Source organism: Gloeocapsopsis crepidinum LEGE 06123 (assembly GCF_015207655.1).
Taxonomy (GTDB): Bacteria; Cyanobacteriota; Cyanobacteriia; order Cyanobacteriales; family Chroococcidiopsidaceae; genus Gloeocapsopsis; species Gloeocapsopsis crepidinum.
On sequence record NZ_JADEWN010000027.1, the window covers coordinates 41,328 to 62,879 of the forward strand.

Annotated in this window: 23 protein-coding genes and 1 pseudogene; 16 read left to right on the top strand and 8 right to left on the bottom strand. The window is 40.8% G+C overall.

The window, feature by feature from the left end:
- Window positions 1-143 precede the first annotated feature (143 nt).
- The gene (locus IQ230_RS12430) at window positions 144-455 is read left to right on the top strand and encodes a DUF3155 domain-containing protein (RefSeq protein WP_099703186.1); all 312 of its coding nucleotides are present in this window, start codon (window positions 144-146) and stop codon (window positions 453-455) included.
- A gap of 169 nt (window positions 456-624) precedes the next feature.
- On the opposite strand, the gene IQ230_RS12435 is transcribed toward IQ230_RS12430, so the two are convergent.
- Together IQ230_RS12435 and IQ230_RS12440 are read right to left on the bottom strand one after the other, a co-directional pair.
- Window positions 625-1,164: a cofactor assembly of complex C subunit B gene (locus IQ230_RS12435; protein WP_228054822.1), complete on the bottom strand. Its 540-nt coding sequence runs from the start codon at window positions 1,162-1,164 to the stop codon at window positions 625-627.
- Between the two features lie 32 nt (window positions 1,165-1,196).
- Complete coding sequence (locus IQ230_RS12440) at window positions 1,197-1,559, bottom strand: PadR family transcriptional regulator (protein ID WP_193932307.1); 363 nt, start codon at window positions 1,557-1,559, stop codon at window positions 1,197-1,199.
- A 754-nt stretch (window positions 1,560-2,313) separates the two neighbouring features.
- Between IQ230_RS12440 and IQ230_RS12445 the strand changes: the two genes are divergently transcribed.
- The 6 genes from IQ230_RS12445 (at window position 2,314) to IQ230_RS12470 (ending at window position 6,952) form a co-directional block, all read left to right on the top strand.
- The gene (locus IQ230_RS12445) at window positions 2,314-2,895 is read left to right on the top strand and encodes a DUF3611 family protein (protein ID WP_193932308.1); all 582 of its coding nucleotides are present in this window, start codon (window positions 2,314-2,316) and stop codon (window positions 2,893-2,895) included.
- Window positions 2,896-2,962: 67 nt separating this feature from the next.
- Window positions 2,963-4,243 (top strand): serine--tRNA ligase, encoded by a 1,281-nt coding sequence (gene serS / locus IQ230_RS12450; RefSeq protein WP_193932309.1) that lies wholly within the window; start codon window positions 2,963-2,965, stop codon window positions 4,241-4,243.
- Between the two features lie 49 nt (window positions 4,244-4,292).
- Entirely contained in the window at window positions 4,293-5,381 is a 1,089-nt protein-coding gene (gene rseP, locus IQ230_RS12455) for an RIP metalloprotease RseP (protein WP_193932310.1), read from the top strand.
- The gene (gene nth / locus IQ230_RS12460; RefSeq protein WP_193932311.1) at window positions 5,381-6,091 is read left to right on the top strand and encodes an endonuclease III; all 711 of its coding nucleotides are present in this window, start codon (window positions 5,381-5,383) and stop codon (window positions 6,089-6,091) included. The genes rseP and nth overlap by 1 nt, the downstream gene beginning before the upstream one ends.
- Window positions 6,092-6,540: 449 nt before the next feature.
- Complete coding sequence (locus IQ230_RS12465) at window positions 6,541-6,717, top strand: hypothetical protein (RefSeq protein ID WP_193932312.1); 177 nt, start codon at window positions 6,541-6,543, stop codon at window positions 6,715-6,717.
- 55 nt (window positions 6,718-6,772) lie between these two features.
- On the top strand, window positions 6,773-6,952 hold the full coding sequence (locus IQ230_RS12470) for a hypothetical protein (RefSeq protein WP_193932313.1): 180 nt from the start codon (window positions 6,773-6,775) through the stop codon (window positions 6,950-6,952).
- A gap of 21 nt (window positions 6,953-6,973) precedes the next feature.
- Here IQ230_RS12470 and IQ230_RS12475 read toward each other — a convergent pair whose 3' ends face one another.
- The 5 genes from IQ230_RS12475 to IQ230_RS12495 form a co-directional block, all read right to left on the bottom strand.
- On the bottom strand, window positions 6,974-7,729 hold the full coding sequence (locus tag IQ230_RS12475; protein WP_193932314.1) for an energy-coupling factor ABC transporter ATP-binding protein: 756 nt from the start codon (window positions 7,727-7,729) through the stop codon (window positions 6,974-6,976).
- A complete protein-coding gene (gene cbiQ / locus IQ230_RS12480; protein WP_193932315.1) occupies window positions 7,726-8,496 on the bottom strand; it encodes a cobalt ECF transporter T component CbiQ in 771 nt (256 codons plus the stop codon). Before cbiQ ends, IQ230_RS12475 begins: the two co-directional genes overlap by 4 nt.
- Window positions 8,493-9,131: a cobalt transporter CbiM gene (gene cbiM, locus IQ230_RS12485; protein ID WP_193932316.1), complete on the bottom strand. Its 639-nt coding sequence runs from the start codon at window positions 9,129-9,131 to the stop codon at window positions 8,493-8,495. Before cbiM ends, cbiQ begins: the two co-directional genes overlap by 4 nt.
- A 51-nt stretch (window positions 9,132-9,182) precedes the next feature.
- Entirely contained in the window at window positions 9,183-9,713 is a 531-nt protein-coding gene (locus IQ230_RS12490; RefSeq protein ID WP_193932317.1) for a carboxypeptidase-like regulatory domain-containing protein, read from the bottom strand.
- Between the two features lie 121 nt (window positions 9,714-9,834).
- Window positions 9,835-10,695: a DUF4382 domain-containing protein gene (locus tag IQ230_RS12495; protein ID WP_193932318.1), complete on the bottom strand. Its 861-nt coding sequence runs from the start codon at window positions 10,693-10,695 to the stop codon at window positions 9,835-9,837.
- A gap of 266 nt (window positions 10,696-10,961) precedes the next feature.
- On the opposite strand from IQ230_RS12495, the gene IQ230_RS12500 reads away from it, so the two are divergent.
- From IQ230_RS12500 to IQ230_RS12530, 8 genes and pseudogenes are all read left to right on the top strand, one after another.
- Complete coding sequence (locus tag IQ230_RS12500) at window positions 10,962-11,906, top strand: ATP-binding cassette domain-containing protein (protein ID WP_228054824.1); 945 nt, start codon at window positions 10,962-10,964, stop codon at window positions 11,904-11,906.
- Window positions 11,903-12,724, top strand: coding sequence for an ABC transporter permease (locus tag IQ230_RS12505; protein WP_193932319.1), 822 nt, complete (start codon window positions 11,903-11,905; stop codon window positions 12,722-12,724). The genes IQ230_RS12500 and IQ230_RS12505 overlap by 4 nt, the downstream gene beginning before the upstream one ends.
- Window positions 12,721-13,539, top strand: coding sequence for an ABC transporter permease (locus IQ230_RS12510; RefSeq protein ID WP_193932320.1), 819 nt, complete (start codon window positions 12,721-12,723; stop codon window positions 13,537-13,539). The genes IQ230_RS12505 and IQ230_RS12510 overlap by 4 nt, the downstream gene beginning before the upstream one ends.
- 79 nt (window positions 13,540-13,618) lie before the next feature.
- Entirely contained in the window at window positions 13,619-14,017 is a 399-nt protein-coding gene (locus IQ230_RS27675) for a Uma2 family endonuclease (protein WP_322742395.1), read from the top strand.
- A complete protein-coding gene (locus IQ230_RS27680) occupies window positions 13,987-14,247 on the top strand; it encodes a hypothetical protein (RefSeq protein ID WP_322742396.1) in 261 nt (86 codons plus the stop codon). The genes IQ230_RS27675 and IQ230_RS27680 overlap by 31 nt, the downstream gene beginning before the upstream one ends.
- 271 nt (window positions 14,248-14,518) lie before the next feature.
- Window positions 14,519-16,204, top strand: coding sequence for an alpha/beta hydrolase family protein (locus tag IQ230_RS12520; RefSeq protein WP_322742397.1), 1,686 nt, complete (start codon window positions 14,519-14,521; stop codon window positions 16,202-16,204).
- Window positions 16,205-16,399: 195 nt separating this feature from the next.
- Window positions 16,400-16,759 (top strand): annotated as a pseudogene (locus IQ230_RS12525) (SDR family NAD(P)-dependent oxidoreductase); the annotation flags it as partial.
- Window positions 16,760-16,884: 125 nt separating this feature from the next.
- Window positions 16,885-18,024: an MFS transporter gene (locus tag IQ230_RS12530; protein ID WP_322742398.1), complete on the top strand. Its 1,140-nt coding sequence runs from the start codon at window positions 16,885-16,887 to the stop codon at window positions 18,022-18,024.
- 25 nt (window positions 18,025-18,049) lie between these two features.
- Here the strand turns inward: IQ230_RS12530 and IQ230_RS12535 are convergent, their stop codons facing one another.
- Window positions 18,050-19,732, bottom strand: a complete 1,683-nt coding sequence (locus IQ230_RS12535) for a GH3 auxin-responsive promoter family protein (protein ID WP_193932323.1) — start codon at window positions 19,730-19,732, stop codon at window positions 18,050-18,052.
- 90 nt (window positions 19,733-19,822) lie between these two features.
- Here IQ230_RS12535 and IQ230_RS12540 point away from each other — a divergent pair, with 90 nt between their 5' ends.
- Window positions 19,823-20,758, top strand: a complete 936-nt coding sequence (locus IQ230_RS12540; protein ID WP_193932324.1) for a cupin-like domain-containing protein — start codon at window positions 19,823-19,825, stop codon at window positions 20,756-20,758.
- Window positions 20,759-21,552: the final 794 nt, after the last annotated feature.

Consider the following 21,552-nt stretch of genomic DNA (forward strand, 5'->3'; position numbering starts at 1 on the left):
TAAGCAAATTTTCCTAGGCTAAAATAAACGACTTTGTATCAAAACCTTAATAAAAGTTGATTTTTTAATCTCAATCTCATATACTGACGACGGCTTTTGTAACCATGACTACAATCTTCAGCTTGAAAGAGGAGGGAAAGAGGTTGGCAAGGAGACGGAAACGCAAGAGTCGTCGTCGCCAAGAAGGACGCCGAATCCTCGAGCACATTGCCCAATTTAGCATTGAAAGTGGCGAAGATAAACCTGTGACAGCCGCACGAAAATTTATTCAAGCGGAGGGGATTCTGCCACCGGCATTGCTTCTAGTCAAACGGAATGAACATACGACAGACCGTTATTTTTGGGCGGAAAAGGGTCTATTCGGGGCGCAATATGTGGAAGAAAACCATTTTTTGTTTCCTAGTTTAAGAACATTGGAATCTCCAGAACAAGAAAGCCTGGCTGTTCGCAAATGAATGCACCTATTGTCTCGATCGCTGGTCAACCTGTTAAAAATTTTTAAGAAAGTCTTTTTTCTTGAAAAGCTTGCAAGGATTTGCCAGAAAGTAGAGCAATATGTCTTACATCTTTTACCCCACATTTGAGCAAATCTCTAAGTGGGGTATTTTATTTTAGCCTTACGTCTTATTCAGAAGATTTTAACCTGAGAGAGCGCTGTAACTCAATTAGCTCGTCTCTATGAGCCACAACTGTAATTTGGTTTTGTAACTCATGCGGTAGCTCGTTTGATTGATTGGGAAGCTTAAGTAGTACCCGCTCTGGACGACCAGCTTTTTTCCAATAAAATATACCGGCTACAGGAGACAGTAGCACTAAAACAAGGAAGAGCGAACTCAACCCAGGGAAAAGCAAAGACCAGACAAGAGCCAGACACAATATTCCGATAGCTGCTAGCAATGTTAAAAAAATTGCTAAGAAAATGCTCGGTTTGACGAACCCTTCATATGTCACTTGATTTTGCGCTGAGTCAATGGTAGCTACCCGATATGAGCGGTGAGCAAAATACTGTTGTAGCTGATCAAACATAGAAGTTTCCTCTTGCTCAAAGACAAGAGTCACTTCTTGGGTACGGTCTTTAACTGATGCTCGAATAAAGAAAAATAGCCCGACTGCTAGTAGCAAAGTCAGTACCAACGTAGAAGCAAGAGATGTAACACTCATCATTTATCGTTACAGTGTGCAACGCTTTCTTTTAATTATTGATTATTTGTTACACGCATACCACTACCTACATACCCTCGCCATAAGCTTGCTAATTCCTGAGCCTGCGGCAACCAATCAGGATTGATTTGATACATCCTGCGAGGACGACCGCGACCTTCTACCTTGCGCCAGTAACCAGTAATAGCTTTTTCATCTTCAAGAAATTTGAGCGCGCTATACAAAACAGTATCAGAAAGACGGTATAGAGGATACTCAGTCTCCAAGCGTTGAATTAACTCTGTTCCATAAGACTCTGCTTCTAACAATACTGACAAAACATAACATACCGCTAATTCTTGGCATAAATAAGTTGGAGGAGGGTTTTGAAAAAACTCATAAATATCATGAATTTTCATTTCTTTAAATCGCTTAATTTGCCTATGGCTAACTTCAAGCATTGCTACAGGTATTTATCATCAAAACTATATTGTTCGCCTCATTACAAATCTATTGAAAGGCTTACTATTCAATAAGCATTTTGGGCACGCATACCGTTTAGTAATTCTATACTTTTAATTTGCTTTTGTCTGCGAAAGTTTATGAATAAAAAACTAAAATTACCTTAATGCTATGAAATATGTACTTACATTCGATGAGCAAACATAACTAACATGAACAAATCTTAAACTTGCCAATATTTTTTGCTTTCGGAGAAAAATTGGTCGAAAAATAAAGGATATTTTTCTTCTGGCAAGAGTGATAAATAATTAACTTTAATATACTCATAAGTTAAATCAATTACGATAACTATCTTATTAATGAAGGAAAAGTACATGCATAATTAAAAATAGATTATAAATAATTTTAGTTTTAGAGAGTGTAAAGCCTGACATATATAAGATAAAACAATGATAAAGAAAAAAACTTAATCAGAGAAAAGAAGTTTAGTGAGTAAAAACAACTTTTTATTTAATACTTAAGTAGTAACAGATGTAAGTTAACTAGTGATGAATTAATGACAAAATTACTTAATAAATGAAACACCTAACTGAACAAAGTGTAATTAGCTGATCGTCATTTTTGTGAGATTTCCGACTAAATGTGCTGTCAGAGTCACTAATAAATGTGATAAGAATCTAGTTATGGGTACTGCTACTTGAGACTAGAACGATGATTAACAAGTCAGATTCTTCGCTACCTTCGGGGTTGCAACGAATTGCGATCGCATTTCGGATAGCTGGCTGGCTTAGTTTTTGGACTCAGTTAGTTTTAGCGGTAGTCTCGGCTGTAGTATTGTTATCGGCAAGTGTAAGTCGAGATACATCGCCAAATGCTCAACAAAGTCCAGGAACAGGCGTTGGCATCGTTTTAGCCGTCAGTGGATTAGTCACGTTAGGTTTAGGTATTTATTTAGCTTTTCGTTATATCCGCATTGGTAAACGCTTACTTTCGGCAAATGTGACTAATCGCCCGCGCAAGGCAGATACAATTCAAATTCTCCGGCTGGGATTGATTGTTAATTTGGTAGGAATGTTATTAACGATCATGGGAGCGCAAGCGATCGCCGGTACACTGCTACTAAGGTCTTTTGCTTTACCACAAACAGGTTTAGGTGCAGCGATTTACAATCCACAGCAACTCATTCGTCCCTTAGATATATTAGTAGTCCAAGCAAATACAAACACTGTAGCGGCTCATTTTGCAGGACTGGTGGCTTCGCTATTTCTTTTAGGACGCATTACTAAAAACTAGCCCAAGTCGCGGCAGAATAGGCATAAGCGTTGTATTCTGTTGTATTGACAAGAATGGGAATAAGTCTGTGTTGGATATTAAACAGATTCGAGAAAATCCATCATTTGTAGAGGAAAGGTTGCAAAGCCGTGGTAGCTATGATTTGCAACCGCTATTAACATTGGATCAGCAACAAAGAGAACTTGAAGCAAAGAGATCGCATTTACAAGCTCGTAGTAATGAAATTGGTAAACTTGTAGGACAGAAAATTAAAGCAGGTAGCGATCCGCAAAGCACAGAAATTCAAAGTTTGCGTCAAGAAGGCAACGATCTCAAAAACGAGATTGGCGAACTCGAACCCCAAGAAAGAGAAATTAAGTCGCAATTAGCAGATCTATTGTTGACATTACCAAATTTACCGAGTGAATCGACTCCTCTTGGTAACAGTGAAGAAGATAATGTCGAAGTACGGCGCTGGGGTGATGAATATATTCCTCAAAATTCTGATATCCTACCTCATTGGGAAATTGGGGAACATTTGGGAATCTTAAATTTTGAGCGATCGGTAAAAGTTGCCCAAAGTCGATTTGTCACGCTAATAGGATCGGGTGCAGCTTTGGAAAGAGCGTTAATTCAATTCATGCTCGATCGCCAAATTGCAGCGGGTTATACAGAAGTTTTACCGCCAATTTTAATTAATACTCAATCGCTGACAGCATCAGGTCAATTGCCAAAGTTTGCTGAAGAAAGTTTTAAGTGTGCTGCAGATGACTTATGGTTGAGTCCGACAGCAGAAGTTCCCATCACAAACCTTTATCGTGAAGAAATTCTCGCTGCTGAAGATTTACCAATTAATCACTGTGCCTATACCCCATGTTTTAGAAGAGAAGCAGGAAGTTACGGACGAGATACACGCGGTTTAATTCGCCTGCATCAATTTAACAAGGTTGAACTTTACAAGTTAGTTCATCCTGACACTTCAGAACACGAGCATCAAAAGTTAGTTGCAAATGCTGAAGCAATTTTACAAGAGTTGCAACTTCCTTATCGAGTCATAGAACTGTGTACAGGAGATTTAGGGTTCTCAGCAACAAAAACTTACGATTTAGAAGTTTGGCTACCCTCGGCAAACAAATATCGGGAAATCTCTAGCTGTTCTAATTGTCGAGATTTTCAAGCACGACGCGGGGGAATTCGCTTTAAAGAAAGCGGCAAAAAAGGAACTCAGTTTGTCCACACACTTAATGGTTCAGGATTAGCAGTAGGACGCACAATGGCGGCAATTTTAGAGAACTACCAACAGCCTGATAAAACTGTACGCGTTCCCGAAGCACTGCAACCTTATCTCAGGCAAGAGGTGTTAACTTGAACGACGTCTTAAAATAAAGAAATGTGTAAATAATTAATAGAGTATATCTATGTCAGTTTTGGCAGCGATCGCAGTTTTAGCGCTATTGATCGTGGTACACGAACTAGGACACTTCATTGCAGCAAGGTCTCAAGGTATCCACGTTAACCGTTTCTCACTGGGCTTTGGTCCCACTTTGTTGAAGTACCAGGGAAAGGAAACTGAGTATGCTGTCAGGGCATTTCCTTTAGGTGGGTATGTCGGGTTTCCTGATGACGATCCTGATAGTAAAATTCCTCCCAACGATCCCAATTTACTGCGCAATCGCCCTGTTCTCGATCGGGCAATTGTCATTAGTGCTGGTGTTATTGCCAACTTAATCTTTGCCTACTTATTACTCGTAGTACAGATTGGTACTGTTGGTGCGCCACAACTCAATTTTGAACCTGGTGTTTTAGTTCCTGCCGTTGTTAGCGAACAAACGAGTGTCGCTGCACAAGCTGGTATCAAGCCAGGAGACATTATTGTCAGTGTCGATGGTAAAGAATTACCTGCTTCACAAGAAGCATTGCCATATTTGCGTCAGGTGATTCAGGCACACCCCAATCAATCGCTACCACTGACAATTCAACGCAATAGCGAAACAGTTTCTTTAAACGTGACACCAGAAGCTGGTGAAGATGGCAAAGGACGTATCGGCGTACAGCTAGCGCCTAATGGTAAAGTAGAACGCCAACGTGCCAACAATATTCTAGAAGCGTTTACGACAGGTGCCAATGAATTTCAGCGGATTGTTGTTTTGACAGGGCAAGGCTTTGTTCAGTTAATTAGTAACTTTAGTCAAACAGCAGATCAAGTTGCAGGACCTGTAAAAATTGTAGAAATTGGTGCAAGTATTGCACAATCTGATGCAGGTAATCTTTTTCAATTTGCAGCGTTGATTAGCGTTAACCTTGCTTTGATTAATATTCTGCCTCTACCTGCGCTAGACGGCGGACAACTCGCCTTTTTACTCATTGAAGGATTGCGCGGTAAGCCACTACCTACACATATTCAAGACGGAGTCATGCAAACTGGACTCATGTTATTGTTGGGATTAGGTATCTTCTTAATTGTGCGCGATACTGCTAACCTTGAGTGGGTGCAGAAGTTGTTCTAGTGAGTATTGTTCGTAAATTGGCAAGTAAAAAGCAACGGGCGCTGGAAATTTTGATTCGTTTGAAGCGATTGTATCCAGAAGCCCCTTGCACGCTAAACTATGCGACGCCGGTGCAACTTTTGGTAGCTACGATTCTCTCTGCGCAGTGTACAGATGAGCGCGTCAATCAAGTTACTCCAGAGTTGTTTCGGCGGTTTCCTGACGCAGTTGCGATCGCGAATGCAGATAGTGCTGAGTTAGAAACGATTATTCGTCCAACAGGTTTCTATCGTAATAAAGCGAAAAATATTCAAGCGGCTTGTCGCATGTTAGTGCAAGAGTACGGTGGTAAAGTGCCAGCACGGATGGAACACTTGTTAAAGTTGCCAGGAGTTGCACGGAAAACCGCCAACGTTGTTCTCGCTCATGCTTATGATATTCATGTAGGAGTCACAGTAGATACTCATGTGAAGCGATTAACTTACCGCTTAGGATTAACAAAACACACCGATCCGCTTCATATTGAGCGCGACTTAATGCGCTTACTACCTCAAGAAGATTGGGAAAACTGGTCTATACGATTGATTTATCACGGTCGGGCTATTTGTAAAGCTAGAAATCCCGCCTGTGATGCTTGTGTGTTAGCTGACATATGTCCATCTGCCAATCTTAGTAATCCACCGCTGCAAGAATTACCTTCATTATTGCCTACACAAACTCATACTCGTTAATCACAGCTAAAAAACTAGCCGCAGTCAATCATTCATAGTTGATTACAGGCAGAATGTTCAGGTTTTGGTCTAGTAATTTCAATACTGGGTTTTACAACTATGAACTGTATTTAGCTAAATAACCTTTTGCAACAGTTCATATAAGTGAGTTCGTGGCAAGTCAATTCTTTGTCATCAATACAAACTGTGTAGCCATTGTGATGATGGCTACCTATCAATAACTTTTCAACTGCGCCCTGATAGACGATCTGGCTGTTTAGCAAACATTTCAGAATCAGACTAGTACCCTAATATCCTAATTTCTGTTCTTGTCTGTGTCGCTGCGGTTTTAAGCAACTCAGTTTAATCCATCGAAGCTACTCATAACAAACATGCAGATTAGTTTTTGTATCTTATGTAACTGTTTTCTATATTAGAAACATAAAGTAACACTAACAGAGAAAATTAACATGAAAAATTTCAACAAAGCAAATAACAACCAAGGCTGGACAACTGAACAGTTAATCAACCTAAGTCAAAGCTGGGCATACGTTTTTCCTGTCAACGCTAACCGAGTCAAAGCAGAGGATGAGGCATGGACAACTGAACAGTTCATCCGTGTAGGCAACAGATACATTTGTCTGTAATATCCTGGATTGGCAGAAAACCTGCCAGCAAGTAACACTAACAGAGAAAATTAACATGAAAAATTTCAACAAAGCAAATAATAACCAAGGCTGGACAACTGAACAGTTAATCAACTTGAGCCAAAGCTGGGCATATGTTTTGCCTATTCATGTCAACCAAAGAGCTAAAGGTGTAAATGAGGCATGGACAACTGAACAGTTCATCCGTGTAGGCAACAGATTCACTTGTCTGTAGTATTCAAGCGCGGTGTGCCTGCTAATGGGTTGTCAGCGAAAAAGGCTTTTCTAAACCGTGTGCTTCCATTAATAACTGATTGCCCATAACGTCGCAAGGATCGCCATCAGCAATAATTTGACCTTGATCGAGAAGTAGCACGCGATCGCACACTTCTAAAATCAGTTCTAAGTCGTGTGAAGAAATCATCATTGTCTGTTGCGAATCTTGGAGAAACTGAATTAAACGACGCCGAGAACGCATATCTAAGTTAGCAGAAGGCTCATCATATAGAACTAGTTGAGGACGCATCGCGAGAACTCCCGCAATAGCCACCATACACTTCTCACCACCAGAGAGGTTATGCGGAACTCGCTCAACTAAATTCTGCACACCCGTTAGTGAAATAGCTTCTTGTACGCACTCTTCTACTTCAGCTGCAGACAAACCCATATTTTCTGGACCAAACGCAATATCGTCACGAACTAAGGGCAAAAATAATTGGTCGTTGGGATTTTGAAATACTAAACCGATTTCAGGACGAAACTCTCCCACAACAATTGGTTTATTAAATAATAGGATTTCTCCATCTATGGGCTTTAATATGCCACAAGTTAAAAGAAATAATGTCGTCTTACCAGAACCGTTAGGTCCTATCAAACCCACTCTTTCGCCTACGTGGATAGTTGCGTTGATACTTTGTAAAACATTCAACTCTGAATAAGAAAAAGTGAGATTTTGAATTGCGATCGCTGCTGTCGCTTGTTCGGAATATGACACTGGTGCTTGCTGCTTCATGCGTTTGTTAAAATAATTTCTGCTACGACAAACCCTAATGCAACAACACAAGTTACCAGTAGTCCAATTAAATCGCTAGCATGAATTTTGAACAGTTGATGACGGCGGGAAGGAACGCAACCATACCCGCGTAAAATCATTGCTTGATAAACTTGCTGAGACTGTTCGTAACTCCGCACCAATAAGCTACCAGCGAGAGATGCCAAAACCGTCAAGTTACGGCGACTAAATTTGTTAGCACGAAACCCGCGCAAACGCATCGCTGTTTGCATTCTTTTTAAATCTTCCCCAAATTGTTCGATGTAGCGGTAAGACAGCAGCATCATATCAGCTAAAACTGATGGTAGTCCAAGCGATCGCATTGCTTTGATACTCGTCAAAAATGGGGCAGTGCCAAATAAAATCAATCCAACGGTCAAAATACATAAAAATCTAGTAACAATCAATATTAGCGCTAATAATCCTTCTTGTCGCAGTGCTAAAACACCTAGTTGCCAAATGACAATGTTACCAACACTAAAGGGTAGTAAAACCGCGATCGCTGCCAAAAAAAAACCAGGGTAACGCAACCGCTTCAGTAAAAAAGATCCTGGTAGACGCGAGACACCATAATAAACTATCGTCACCCCCACCATTACTGGTAGTAAGATTAATTGTTTTACAAAAGCAAACGCGAAGATCAAAGCTAAAAGCGCGACAAGCTTGCATCGAGGTTCCCAACGGTGAATTGGGGACTTCAGATAAACATAGGCATCTAGTCCATTCATTGTTTTAACAATTCTGGCTTAACTCGCATGAGAAATAGAGTTACTGCGGCTGTAAATGCACCTTCAATGAGCATTAACGGGATATGCGCAAGCACAAGCCCATAAATCACATTTCGTTCCATTGCTGCATCAATATTTGCTGGAATATTTGTAATTACCAACAAGAAAAATATCACTACTGAAAGCCCTAACCCACCTGCACCAGAGAGAAATGCAAACATACCTGTCCATACGCTGTTATTTTTACCAACTTTGTGACACAACCGAAACAAGTGGTAAGCCAAAATTGCTGGAATGCCAAACATTGTGGCATTTACTCCCAGTGTTGATAAGCCACCATGCTGAAACATGACTGCTTGGAAAAATAAGCCAATGAGAATTGCAGGAAAGGCATAGTAGCCCAAAATAGTTCCTAATAGTCCATTCAAAATTAAATGAACACTCACTGGCGGTACAGGAATATGAATCCAAGAAGCTACGAAAAACGCAGCCGTCAGTAAAGATGCTTTAGGAATGTTTGCTTGGGGATTTTTATCGCGCTTAATTTGACGTAAGGAGTACCAAGTTACCCCGCCAGTCGTAGCGTAACCTGCAACAATAATCGAAGCTGGAAGGATACCGTCAGGAATGTGCATTACTTTGTAGCTCAAAGATTAATGTCTAAAGTCTTATAAGTCTTATAATCTTTATCTTTGCGACTCAGAACGTCGGAGTTCAGAATTGCTTTTATTACCCCGCATGAAAAATAATGCTGTCCCAATGAATCCCCAGACACCTGTTGCTCCCATGAGGATAGTTTGCAGTGGGGTGAAGTTAGTTCTAGTATTTGCTACACCAGAAACGCTACTTTCAGCTTCAGTTGTGCCGTTTCCTCCAGCTTGTGCTTGATTACCTTCTACAGGAATATTGACAATACTGCCGTGACCTGCTTGTCGCACCTGGATTGACCAATTGCCCGATTGTGAGGAATCTGGTGCAAAAACAAAATTGCCATTATTGTCGGTTGTCCCTTCTAGCCAAGGAGTAGCAGGGTCATTAGGAGCATAAACTGTAACTTGGGCTTCTGCCATTGGTTCGCCATTATCATATTCAGCATTCACCTCAATGGCTTGAGTCTCTCTAGCTTGCATCCTGACACCATGAGCGATCGCTTTAGTTGATGCGCCAAAAACTGAAATAACAACAAATGGGATGATGGTTTTCCACTGAGAATTCATAATTCTGTTCTAAATTTATCCAACTTGTATTAATAGTTACTTAGGTAATTAGTTAATTTAGTAACGCGGGAGAAGACCTCTCCCTTGTATGCATTACACCATCAGTAACAGAAAGTAGATTCTAACCAACAGTTTGGGTGTTAGCTTCTCGACAATGACCTTCGCCAACGTGTCCGATTGATGGCAGAATTTCTTGAAGCTGCTGGTAAGTTTGCGGAGATTGTGACTGCAACTGACTCGTACTTATTTGTAAGTTTCCATTTTGTGCCAAAGTAGCTAGAGGTTCAAAACCCAGTGCCCCTTGATTAATCGGATCGTCTGCACTTGTTTCGCCATCACCAAACAAGTGATCTAAGTGAAAAGTTGCTTCTAAATCTGCAGTGTCGCCTACTTGGACAATTCCTTTACGTTCGTCACCGACGTACTCTCCACAAACGTATTCAAACTCTCGATCAATATTAAGAACAAAGTTAATTGTCCGCCCTTCTTTCTCGGCTGTACCACTCATCACCATCGTTTGTCCTTGCGCTGGACCTTCAGTTGCTGGAACCATGCGCCATGAAAGCGCATTATATTGACCAGCAGGGACATTTGATGCTTCAGCAACTAAAACTGAGTCTTGTCCGTCACCCGATTGTGCTAAATCTACAGTTTGAACTTCGTCAAGCACCACTACTTTTTCTTGCGCTTGAATTTCTCCTCCCTGTTCGGGATCAAATGCAGGCTCACTTTGATAAGCAGTAACATCGGCTAAGTTGGCATACAAATTATCAAAAGTTATTCTCCAACCATCTTTGCTCACCAAGCCTTCTCTAGCTCTTTCTTCTCCATTCGCGCGAACTTGAAGCGTTCCTGCTGCTTCTTGCGGTTGTGACTGTTGTTGTGCTTGAGGTTCGCCTGGAGTTTGATCCGGAGAGCAACCAATGATTATTCCTGGGGCTAAAAAAATCAACCCTGCTAAACTCAACAGATGTATCCTCATTGCTATTTCTTGATAAACTTTACACAATTTGACCCTTAATACTTCATCACATAAGTTTTCCAGAAGATTTGCAATGCCCTGTAGGGGCATCCATCAATGAAGCATACTCAGAAAGTACGCCTTTTTAGGTTAGGTAATTGGGTAATAGTTCAAAAATTTTGAGTTTTGAGTTTTGAGTTATTAATAAATATGTTTTCTGATTGCCAACTACCAATTACCAAGCTTTAAGTTACGTTTATTTTCACCTACTTACTTTTCAGAAATTGATGATGGACATAATGGTACAAGCCAAAGGACTGAAAAAGAGCTTTGGCAACATGGTGGCGCTGCGCGGTATTGATTTAGCTGTTCCTGCTGGCTCAGTATTAGGTGTACTTGGTCCGAATGGTGCAGGTAAAACCACAACAATCAACTGTTTAACGACATTACTCAAACCAGATGCAGGATGGGCTGCGATCGCTGGATATGATGTAGTGAAGCAACCGGCTGCAGTTCGCGCCTTGATTGGAGTCACAGGTCAATTTGCAGCTGTGGATGAAGAACTCACCGCACGGGAAAATCTCATTTTATTTGGCAGACTTTTGCGACTTTCAGCAAGACAAGCAGCGCATCGCGCAACTGAACTTTTAGAGCAATTTGACTTAATTGAAGCAAGTAAGCGTCGCGTGAAAGAATTCTCTGGTGGGATGCGTAGACGACTCGATCTCGCTGCGAGTATAGTAGCAGAACCGTTAGTTTTATTTCTAGACGAACCAACAACAGGACTCGATCCCCGCAGTCGTCGTCAGTTGTGGGACATGGTACGCGCCTTACAAGCACGCGGAATTACTATTTTGTTAACAACGCAGTATCTTGAAGAAGCGGATGAATTAGCTGATCGCATTGTTGTGATTGATCGAGGGACAGTCATTGCTGAAGGAACTGCTGACGACTTGAAAGATCGTGTTGGCGGGACGTTTTGCGAGTTGGAATTAGCAGATCCTAAAGATGAAATGCAAGTGAGACAATTACTTGCAGATCTTGGAGATCTTCAAGGTAGAGGGTCAACTTTAACGCTTCCCGCACCCGATGGAGTAGCAACATTATCAGAAGTTGTGCAACGAGTCAGTGCTACTGGAATTGTGTTAGCCGACATTTCACTGCGTCGTCCGAGTTTAGATGATGTCTTTTTTGCCTTAACAGGTCATGCAACAGGAGATGAAGCATCGTGAATAGTGCTGATTTACACTCCAAAGCACAATCATTGGTAAAACTGCGGCATGAATCGGGCATAAATCGGGCAATTAGTGATAGTTTACTCATTGCTTGGCGTAACCTAATTCGTCTCAGTCGTACCCCTGCGGTAATTGTTTCAGTATTACTTTTTCCTATTTTATTTTTTAGCGGTTTTTTGCTTGCGTTTGAGCGATTGATGAGTTTCCAAGGAATTGATTACGTCCAGTATCTTGTCCCGATTATTACGTTGCAAGCCATGTTTTTTACGGCTATGGGTTCAGCAGTGACTTTAGCTAAAGATATCAAAACAGGAATGCTTCAGCGCTGTCGGGCGATGCCAATTTCACGGGCTGCAGTACTTGGAGGGTTGATTCTGGCATATTTGGTGCGGGCGATCGCCGCCACGATCATTTTATTAACTTTCGCACATCTCTATGGCTTTCGCTTTCAAACAAGTTTTATCGCTATTCTTTGCTATTTAGTGTTAACGTTACTCTTTACGACAACTGCTGTTGCAGGTTATGCAGTTTTTGCTTTAGTTTTACGTCAACCAGACTTAGTAAACTCGCTGCTGATTGTTCCCTATGCCCCATTACTGCTATTAAGTACAGGTTTTAGTCCTGTCGAAAATTTCCCCCAATGGCTGCAACCAATTGTGCAAGTACAACCTGTCAGCCACACTGCGGCTGCACTACGTGCCTTAGTAAATGGTACTGAATTACTTGTTCCCTTATTTTGGTCACTTGTGTGGCTAATTGGGCTACTCATAGCTTTTAGTTTAATTGCAGTTCGACTTTACCAACGGGTGTCATGACAATTCCTCCTGCATCTAACTTAGTCGCCAAGCGTCGTGAGGGTGGAATTACCCGTACACTCAACGATATTGCCCTGATTACGCAACGCAACTTGTTACTTGATATCAGAAACCCCGCAGTCATAGTAGGTGCAACAGGGTTTCCAGTCTTTTTAATGCTCATTTTCACAGCTAGCTTTGCTAGAGTTGTCGTCCCACAGGGAAGTTATGTTGACTATGCCCAGTTTCTTGTCCCACTGAGTATCGTTCAAGGATTATTATTTAGTACCACTAGTATTGGCACTGCACTATACAACGATCTTGATAGTGGTATGGATACAAGGCTACGAACCCTCCCGATCGCCCGTTCTGCCTTACTCGCTGGGAGAATTTCAGCTGGTGCAGGGCGCTTATTAGCCCAAGTCATCATTATTACTCTTGTTGGTTACTTCATTGGATTTCGTTTTCAAACTGGTATCTTTTCTATCATCACGTTTTTACTCTTGCCAGTAGTCTTTGCCTCAGCATTTTCTTGGATAGCAGTCTTTTTTGCTGTGAAAGCCAAAGCTGCTGAATCGGTACAAGTTTCAATGACACCGTGGTTACTACCACTGACTTTTCTTAGTATTGGCTTAGTACCGCTAGAAGGATTTCCTGAATGGTTGCAAGGTTTTGTAGCTATCAACCCTGTCTCTGCTGCTGCACAAGCGCTACGAGGCTTAGCAACAGGTGGATCTGCAATAGGTTTTGTCCTTGAAACTTTGCTATGGAGTGTCGCGATAACCGTAATATTTAGCACCTTAGCAATCCGTGCCTATCAACGCCGCAGCGCGTGAAATTACAACTAGCCACTAACCACTACTCCCTCACTTCTAAAATAGACTTACATCGATATATCTTGCTGGGAGTGTCTCAATGGTACCTTACGAACTGCACCAAAACCTACCCACGAGCGATGAACTACCTTGTTCTGACGATACTCCGGTGGATAACGAAGATCAAAACTTTATCCCAAATTTTTTATTGTTCTTACTAGAAAGCATCTGGAAAAACCGCAACGATTGGTTTTTTGGTGTTGATATGGGAATTTACCATACTACTGGAGCCAACGTCCGCATCCCAGTTGTCCCCAATGCCTTTTTAAATTTAGGTGTCGAAAGACGCAAGCAAGGGAAGTCGCGCAAAAGTTATGTTACCTGGGAAGAAAATGATGTTGTCCCCAAGCTTGTTTTAGAAATTGTCTCTTGGACTCCTGGAGGCGAATACGACGCTAAGAGAGAGACTTGCATCAGCCTTTTGAGGTTTATCAGCTAGTTAACGGCGAGTATCAGCTGCAAACTGAAGAGCCATTTTGGATACCAGAAATTGGTTTGGGTATTGGGCGAGGCCAATATGTATCTGGTAATGTGCAACGCGAGATTTTATATTGGTATAACGCGCAAGGTATACGCTACCAAACTCCTGAAGAAATAGCAACCGCAGAACGTCAACAGGCTGAACGTTTAGCCGCAAGGTTACGCGAATTAGGAGAAAGTATTGATTAGATAATTCCGATTATTTTTATGAGGTTTTAGGTGAATAGAAATAATTAATGCAAAAGCGATCGCACCTCAAACTGCAACTTAAAACTCTTAATCAGGATGTTATTATGCAGCTTTTTTATTAATAGGACAGTAGCTTAGAAATTATTTATTAGTATTTAAGTTAGAGAAAAATATTATTAGCCTAGTCAAGATTATGGGTCAGCTAAAACTAATAATATAGCTAAACCAGTAATATAAGAAACATTTTGTTTATACGAGGGACAAGTAAACTGTGAAAGCCATACGTTTTTTCTTGTTAGTGGTATTTTTAGTATTAATATTTACACTTATCAATACAAGTCAGGCTAGCAATACACCTTCAAAAGCTAACTTAAGTGAAGTCGCATTTTTCAAAGGTACTTGGGAATGTAGAATTCAAGGCTCTCCAAATAATGTTTTTCGTTGGTCAGTTGCAGAGGGTCTGAACAGCTTATGGCTAGTTGGTTTTGTTCAAGTAGGGCAAAACAAAGTTTCCAACGATTTTTGGCGATTGGTCAATAACAAAATTGAACGATACGCCTTTACAGGAGATGGAACTTTTGTAAAAGTTGAAAGTAGTGGATGGGAATCAAACAAGTTAAGGTTTTTCGGTTCCGCCAACCAACTGACTGGAGAGTTAAAAGTTAGACAAACCATCACTAGAGACAATGACACAGAGTTTCGCGCTTTGTGGGAAAAAATGGGAAAGGATCGGAGTTGGTCTGCTTTTTCAGATGAACGATGTACCAAGTTGAAATCAACAAGTCAGGTATTCACCTTTCAGTTACCTGCTCCCAGCGGTCAGTACCAGGTAGGCACAACAACTTACTACTGGGTTGACAACTCTCGTCGAGAAACTTATCGTGCTGAGATTTACGATTTGCAAACTCAATCTTTAGCTACAACTCCAAGACCAACCAATCTCCGTGAATTAGTCGTCTATGTTTGGTATCCTGCCAGAACGGATCGAGAAGCAACAACAGCCCCATATATCGATGAAGGCTTTGCATTAGCTACGGCTGAGGAAATGGGATCTAGCTTTGGTGTATCACCTGACCAATTTATTCAGGTTGTTACTCGAACCATTCAGACAAATGCTATACCAAAATTAGAGTTTGCTGGTGCTTCGCGCTATCCTGTTATAGTTTTCTTGCCTGGTTTTGGAGCAACGCCTAAATTCTACACAAGGCAGCTTGAGGAGCTTGCCAGTCATGGTTATGTTGTTGTAGCGATCAATCCTACTTATGAAGCACCAGTCTTGTTTCCAGATGGACAAGTCATTACTCAATCCTCTACGTTTGATTTTTCATCTGCTAACAGTGAAACCGAACAACAAGTTTTTAATCAGGCGGTTAAAATTCGAGCAGAAGATGTCAGCTTTGTGCTGAATCAATTAGAACGCATCAATACTAAAGATCCTCAAGGTCTTCTAACTGGACGTTTAGATCTAAGTCGGGTTGCTATTTTTGGGCATTCGCTAGGTGGAGATACTGCAATCGAAGCAATGAAACGCGATCGCCGCTTAAAAGCAGGAATTAATATGGATGGGGGTAGTTATGGTAGTTTCTTCAGTAGTGGAAATAAAGACAGTTTGAATTGTCCTTTGATGGTGATGTCTCACGATGGAGCAGATGAGGCGTTGCAGACATTTTATCAACGCCTAGGAGCGAACGCTTACAGATTAATGATAGAAGGCACTAAACACACGACGTTTATGGATTTTGGATCAATTTTGCCTGCTTTCTCAGCACATTCAACCACTCAAGAAAAATCCCAGATAACTCAAGCAATTGGTTCAATTGAACCTAAACGAGCAACTCAGATTATCAATGCATACACACTAGTATTTTTCAACAAGTATCTTTTGGGTAAAGATGAACCTCTGCTCGAAAGGATTTCGCCTGATTATCCGGAGGTGCTAATTGAATCTCATTTGTAACGGTAGCATAACAAACAGGCTGCAACGGAACGCCTCAATATACGGGTTGAAATGCAAAGGTTATCTGCGTCCAGCGATCGCGATTGCTTAGGCAGAATATGATTATAGTAATTATGTCGAGTATAAAAACTCTATTACATTGAAGAAAAATCTATGAATGAATGTTGCGATCGAAGATAGAAGAGAGTTGCTCTTGTCACTGGTTCGACATCTAGTATTGGGATGGCGATCGCAAAACAACTTGCCGAGGACAGCTTTACTATCGCTTTTCATTCCACATCTTCAATAATGGTTGGTCAAGCGCTGGCGAAAGCATATCTTGGTGCATCTTATTCCCAGGCTGATCTTGCTGATCAAAACCAAGTTCGTCTTTTGGTTGCCGAAATACTATCATACCACGGTCGGCTAGACGTATTAGTAAATAATGCGGGGATTAGCACAACGATTCTACACACCTTTCTTAAGGAAGCTGCAGCACAGATCTGGCGAGACCTCTACGACGTCAACGTTATCGCACTGCGGACACTTATTGCAGAGGCTGAATCGGATTTATAGCAACTAAACCAAAATGTAAATGCGTAACTTGATTCGTCAAGCATCTAGCGCAGGTTATATCTATTTAGCTTATAGTTACTAAAGATGCTGATATTTAGTTAATGTTACGTGACCCCAAACTCATAGTGCTGTTGCTTGCTGGTTCATTGACAACAATGACAGGAGGAGTCATCGCACCTATTCTGCCAGACATGATCCAGCAGTTGCATTTTGACCCTAGTGTCGCAGCGCACTTAGTCAGTATACATTGCTTAACGATCGCACTATCTAGCCCTTTGCTGGGTATTTTGGCAGATAAAGTTGGTTCATTATGGGTGTTAGTTCCTTCACTACTACTATACGCGCTCTTTGGTACAGTAGGTGCAATCATACAGAGTATCTTACCGTTATTAGTGAGTCGAGCTTTACTGGGTGTTGCGAGCGGAGGAATTGCTGCCGCTAGTCTTGGTTTGCTTGGTAATATGTACGATGGTCAACAGCGATCGCAGGCGTTAGCTTACGCAACAACTACCTTAACAATTGCCGGAATTCTATTTCCGCTACTCGGAGGCTGGCTAGGTAATATTAACTGGCGCTTTACTTTTGGGCTATACAGTCTTGGAATTCCTTTAGCAGTCGTTGTCGTGGTCATGTTGCGTCAACAGACACAACCAACGAAAGTAAATCAAATAGCTAGCAACAAACTTGGTCGCGTTTTAGGCGATCGCCGCGTTGTAGGGCTACTGCTAACTCTCGGTGTGGCATCAATTGTCATGTATACTGTTGTGATTTATGCACCACTTTACTTCAAAGCAACTATGAATGCTGGTGCAGCACTTAATGGTATTATTCTGGCAGCACGAGCTATTGGAGCTGCAATTATCTCTGCATTCGCCGCTCAACGCTTGTTACAATCTTTAGGTACAGCACGGGCTACCGCAGTAGGGTTTGCACTCATGGCTGTAACATTAGCTACACTGCCGCTACTAGAACAACTTTACTTGATTTTATTCATGGCAGGGCTTTTTGGGGCAGGCTTTGGGATTGTCCTACCTAGTCTTTACAGTGCCTTAGCAGATGTTGCACCCGTAAACCTGCGTTCGAGTATCTTAGCATTAGGAACAGGTGCAGGATTTTTAGGACAATTCTTTTCTCCGATTCTTCTGAGTCCTGTGTTAGACAGCAGTGGATTACCATCTGTATTTTACACTGCCGCAAGTTTATCTGCCGCGATCGCAATTCCACTTATTTTGTTTGGTAATGATGGCAGAATTACCACAAGATAATGGTTAGTTTTATTCTTTTTACTTTCTAGACATCCTCTGGTAGTCTAACTTCCTGTTCTACGACAAGTCCTGAAAGAAAGTTGCGGTCTTCGCTGATGTGGGGAAATTTCAGTTGAGAATCGGGAATTCCTTTTTGTAATTGACGTTGACGAATAATCGCGAAACTCCCAGGCACTAAAATACGTAATCGCGGTGGTGGTACTTGATCTCGACGCTTTGCACCATAGTACACATTAATTTCTTGAAGCTTTTGGTCAAATCTTGCTAAAAATGCTTGTGGGTTACTCAGTGGGCGATCGCTGATCAATTCAATATTGACTAAATAATGTGCTGGAAAGTCATTTTCAGTTAAAGTAATACAAAAGTCCTCTAAGGCTACACCAAATTCTTGTTGTAAAGCTTGCATGACTTGCGTTGCATGAGACTCAGTGGTTTTCTCGGTAGTAGAAGACAGTAAACCTCCCCGACGATATCGAAAAGTAATTAAAGGAGTTTTGTTATAAAAACCTACAACTTCTACAACGTCCCCATTGTCATAGCGGTACAAACCACTATAGTTTGTCATTAGTATGCGGTAAAATTCACCTACTTTTACTTCTGTAGCCAGCAATGTTTTAGGCTGTGCTTCTTCCCACTGATCTTGAGGAACAAATTCAAAAAAGCCGCTTTCAAGCGCTAAAATACTACCATCTGTATTGAGATCAGAATAAATACTAAATGTCCCTTCGGCTGAAGCGTAGACCGCACCAAATACGGGAGTATTTTCTAAGTAATCAGGAAATCTTTCAAAGTAAAAATTTGATGTTCCTCCGCGTGCTGTTGCAATAAAAGATAAGTTAGACCAAGCAAGTTTTGGAGTAAGTTTACCATTAGTTTTTAATATTGATTTAAGTTGAGCCGCACGGCTTGGTGCAGCAAAAAACTGCTTTTCTAAAGCATTACGGATTTCGGATTCTAACTTCAACCAACTGGCAATTTCTCCAAATTCTAAATTTTGAATTAAATCTTCAGCATAGTGTTCTAAATACTGACAAGTACGTAAAACAAGCATGGGAAAGTTAGCAATCATTCCTCGCATTGATGCATCTCTTAACGCAAACAGCAAACAAAGGTAATGTCGGCTCATGCTATCAGAAACTTCAAGTAGTGTATATGGATGCGCAAATAACTGTTGATACAACATTTTATTCATCCGCATCACTCCTGTACCTCCAGGACCGTATGCAATTCCACTTGTAGTGCGCCCAGTAATGTTTGCTGTGTTAGTCACTAATAATTTGCCAAACTTTAAACTACGCGATCGCAGCGCTGTATCGAGGAACCCAATACTTGTTAAATTAGCTCTTCTCAATGTACTTTGAAAGTGTTGTGTAACCGGAATTAATTTTTGCTTTCCGGTTGAACCACTTGTCGTATTAAAATACACGACAGGATCAGGTGTCAAAATATTCTTTTCACCTTGTGCCATGCGCTGGATATAAAGTTCGTAACCACTATATTCCCAAATCGGAATCCGCCGTTGAAACTGCTCGATAGTAGTAATGTCGTTGAACAAATACTCTTTTCCTAGCTCTGTATCTTTATGAAAATGTAAAAGATTAATTAAGAATTGTTCTTGCGAACTTAAAGCGTTGCGAGTTTTCTTAATAAAGATATTTTTTCGCTGTTGAGTAGCATATAACAAGGTTTTTTGAACAAAATTTGACATATACGAACACACCTTAATAAAAAGCAACTATCAATCAACTGCAGTTTTGGCATTATAGAGTAAAAAATAAATAAGTTATGAATTTGGCAAATGGTCAAAGCACTCGATTCCATAGCAAGCGTTGATATTACTGAGATAACACCAGATATCTTTATCGAAAAGTATCAGAAAACAGGTACGCCAGTTGTTATCACTGGTTTATTAGCCACGATTGATTGGAATTTAGACTATCTATGCGAAAAATTAGGCAAGCAAACATTTTTGTTTAGGAATTACGGCAGTTCTAGGTATCAGCAAGATAAGCGTAATTGGAAAAATATTGGTAGTGGAGTGGCTTTGCAAAGTATGCCGTTTACCGAGTATGCCGAATTGTTACGCGATCGCACTGCGCATGAAAATGACATCTATTTAGGTAAATGTTCTTTAAAAGATACTATTCTGGCACAGACACCGGCATTAAAAGTTATTGGCAATCAACTCGGTTTAACCAAGCCCGCGACTGATTTTAATTTATATATGGGACCTGGGGGACACACATCAGGTTTACACTATGACTCTGTAGACGGTACACTGATGCAGATGTATGGTGAGAAAAGAGTCGTGTTGTTTCCTCCTTCTCAGACATATAATCTCTATCCATTTCCCGTTTATAATCATATACGCTACGGTTTAAAGTTACGTTCTTGGTTCAGTCGCGTCTCACTCGCACAACCAGATTTTGAATTATTTCCCCGCTTTAAAATTGCACTTCAGCATAGATATGAAGTTATCCTTAAGCAAGGTGAAACGCTTTATATTCCTATGTGCTGGTGGCATGAAGTCACGGCATTAGGCGATGATATGGTGTGTTCAGTGAATCGATTTTGGCGTGTCTATCCCACGTCACGAGTAATACGATCTTGGAATCGATGGCGTGCAGTTTGCGGGCACATTTTTGCATTACCACATATGTGTATGAGTTTTGCGATCGCACTTTCCGGCAGTGACAGAAAACAAAAACTGAGTAAGATTCTCCATAGATTGTAAAGCTCGATAAAGTTTGTCAAATTGCGTGAGGAATCGAAACTTATGAACCTATTCACTATTTCCGTTGCAGTTGCTTGTTTTATTCTGACGTTTGTCTTAGCAAGTTTAGTGGAACACTAGCTTCATCAGTTGATGCACATCAACGCCATCGAGAGTATCACCGTTGCAATGAAGAACAAGGCGTAATCTAGGAATACGGAAACACCAATATATACAAGTACACCCCTACGCCAATACCTATTCTCAATAAGCTACCTGCAACAGAGAAAATAATGACTTCAATCAAAGAGTAGGTGTTGCTAGCAGTGAGTAGTCACCGTGGGTAATTTTTGCCGCACTTACGTCACTGATCGGTGCAGTTAACCTCGGTTAATTCTTTTTGTCATAACCTCAGCTTATGCATGAATTCTAATGAAGCTTAATAACACTAATCGTTAGGCAAGTCTTAAGCTTGGTGAATTTCAAAGCTTTTAAGTATTTTCACTGCGTTTTTGTGCTTTTTCATCAGTTAAAATGCAGGCTACGCATCTTTTTTAGAATGTAAAACGCATATCAATAGAACAGTATTTATTTATAAAAATGTATCATGAATTATCTGTCGTATTCAGGTAATAAATTAAGTATTTTGTCTTTTTTAAATTTTCAGTTTATTGAAAAAATTAATAAATACAGCCTATTGCAAGTTTATGAGGTACAGTAAGAGGAGTACACAAATGAAGTCTAATGAAACCGTACTCGCTCGACTTGCGAGAAAAAATAGTTAAGGCATACACACAAGGTGACACCTCAATCAG

What these genes read in the sequence shown, in the direction of transcription:
- IQ230_RS12540 (WP_193932324.1), top strand. Translation starts at nt 19,823, where the DNA reads ATGGTCAAAGCACTCGATTCCATAGCAAGCGTTGATATTACTGAGATA.
- IQ230_RS12470 (WP_193932313.1), top strand. Translation starts at nt 6,773, where the DNA reads ATGAAAAATTTCAACAAAGCAAATAATAACCAAGGCTGGACAACTGAA.
- rseP (WP_193932310.1), top strand. Translation starts at nt 4,293, where the DNA reads ATGTCAGTTTTGGCAGCGATCGCAGTTTTAGCGCTATTGATCGTGGTA.
- IQ230_RS27675 (WP_322742395.1), top strand. Translation starts at nt 13,619, where the DNA reads ATGGTACCTTACGAACTGCACCAAAACCTACCCACGAGCGATGAACTA.
- IQ230_RS12465 (WP_193932312.1), top strand. Translation starts at nt 6,541, where the DNA reads ATGAAAAATTTCAACAAAGCAAATAACAACCAAGGCTGGACAACTGAA.
- IQ230_RS12475 (WP_193932314.1), bottom strand. Translation starts at nt 7,729, where the DNA reads ATGAAGCAGCAAGCACCAGTGTCATATTCCGAACAAGCGACAGCAGCG.
- IQ230_RS12510 (WP_193932320.1), top strand. Translation starts at nt 12,721, where the DNA reads ATGACAATTCCTCCTGCATCTAACTTAGTCGCCAAGCGTCGTGAGGGT.
- IQ230_RS12435 (WP_228054822.1), bottom strand. Translation starts at nt 1,164, where the DNA reads ATGATGAGTGTTACATCTCTTGCTTCTACGTTGGTACTGACTTTGCTA.
- IQ230_RS12500 (WP_228054824.1), top strand. Translation starts at nt 10,962, where the DNA reads ATGATGGACATAATGGTACAAGCCAAAGGACTGAAAAAGAGCTTTGGC.
- IQ230_RS12445 (WP_193932308.1), top strand. Translation starts at nt 2,314, where the DNA reads ATGATTAACAAGTCAGATTCTTCGCTACCTTCGGGGTTGCAACGAATT.
- cbiM (WP_193932316.1), bottom strand. Translation starts at nt 9,131, where the DNA reads ATGCACATTCCTGACGGTATCCTTCCAGCTTCGATTATTGTTGCAGGT.
- IQ230_RS12495 (WP_193932318.1), bottom strand. Translation starts at nt 10,695, where the DNA reads ATGAGGATACATCTGTTGAGTTTAGCAGGGTTGATTTTTTTAGCCCCA.
- cbiQ (WP_193932315.1), bottom strand. Translation starts at nt 8,496, where the DNA reads ATGAATGGACTAGATGCCTATGTTTATCTGAAGTCCCCAATTCACCGT.
- IQ230_RS12535 (WP_193932323.1), bottom strand. Translation starts at nt 19,732, where the DNA reads ATGTCAAATTTTGTTCAAAAAACCTTGTTATATGCTACTCAACAGCGA.
- IQ230_RS12440 (WP_193932307.1), bottom strand. Translation starts at nt 1,559, where the DNA reads ATGAAAATTCATGATATTTATGAGTTTTTTCAAAACCCTCCTCCAACT.
- IQ230_RS12490 (WP_193932317.1), bottom strand. Translation starts at nt 9,713, where the DNA reads ATGAATTCTCAGTGGAAAACCATCATCCCATTTGTTGTTATTTCAGTT.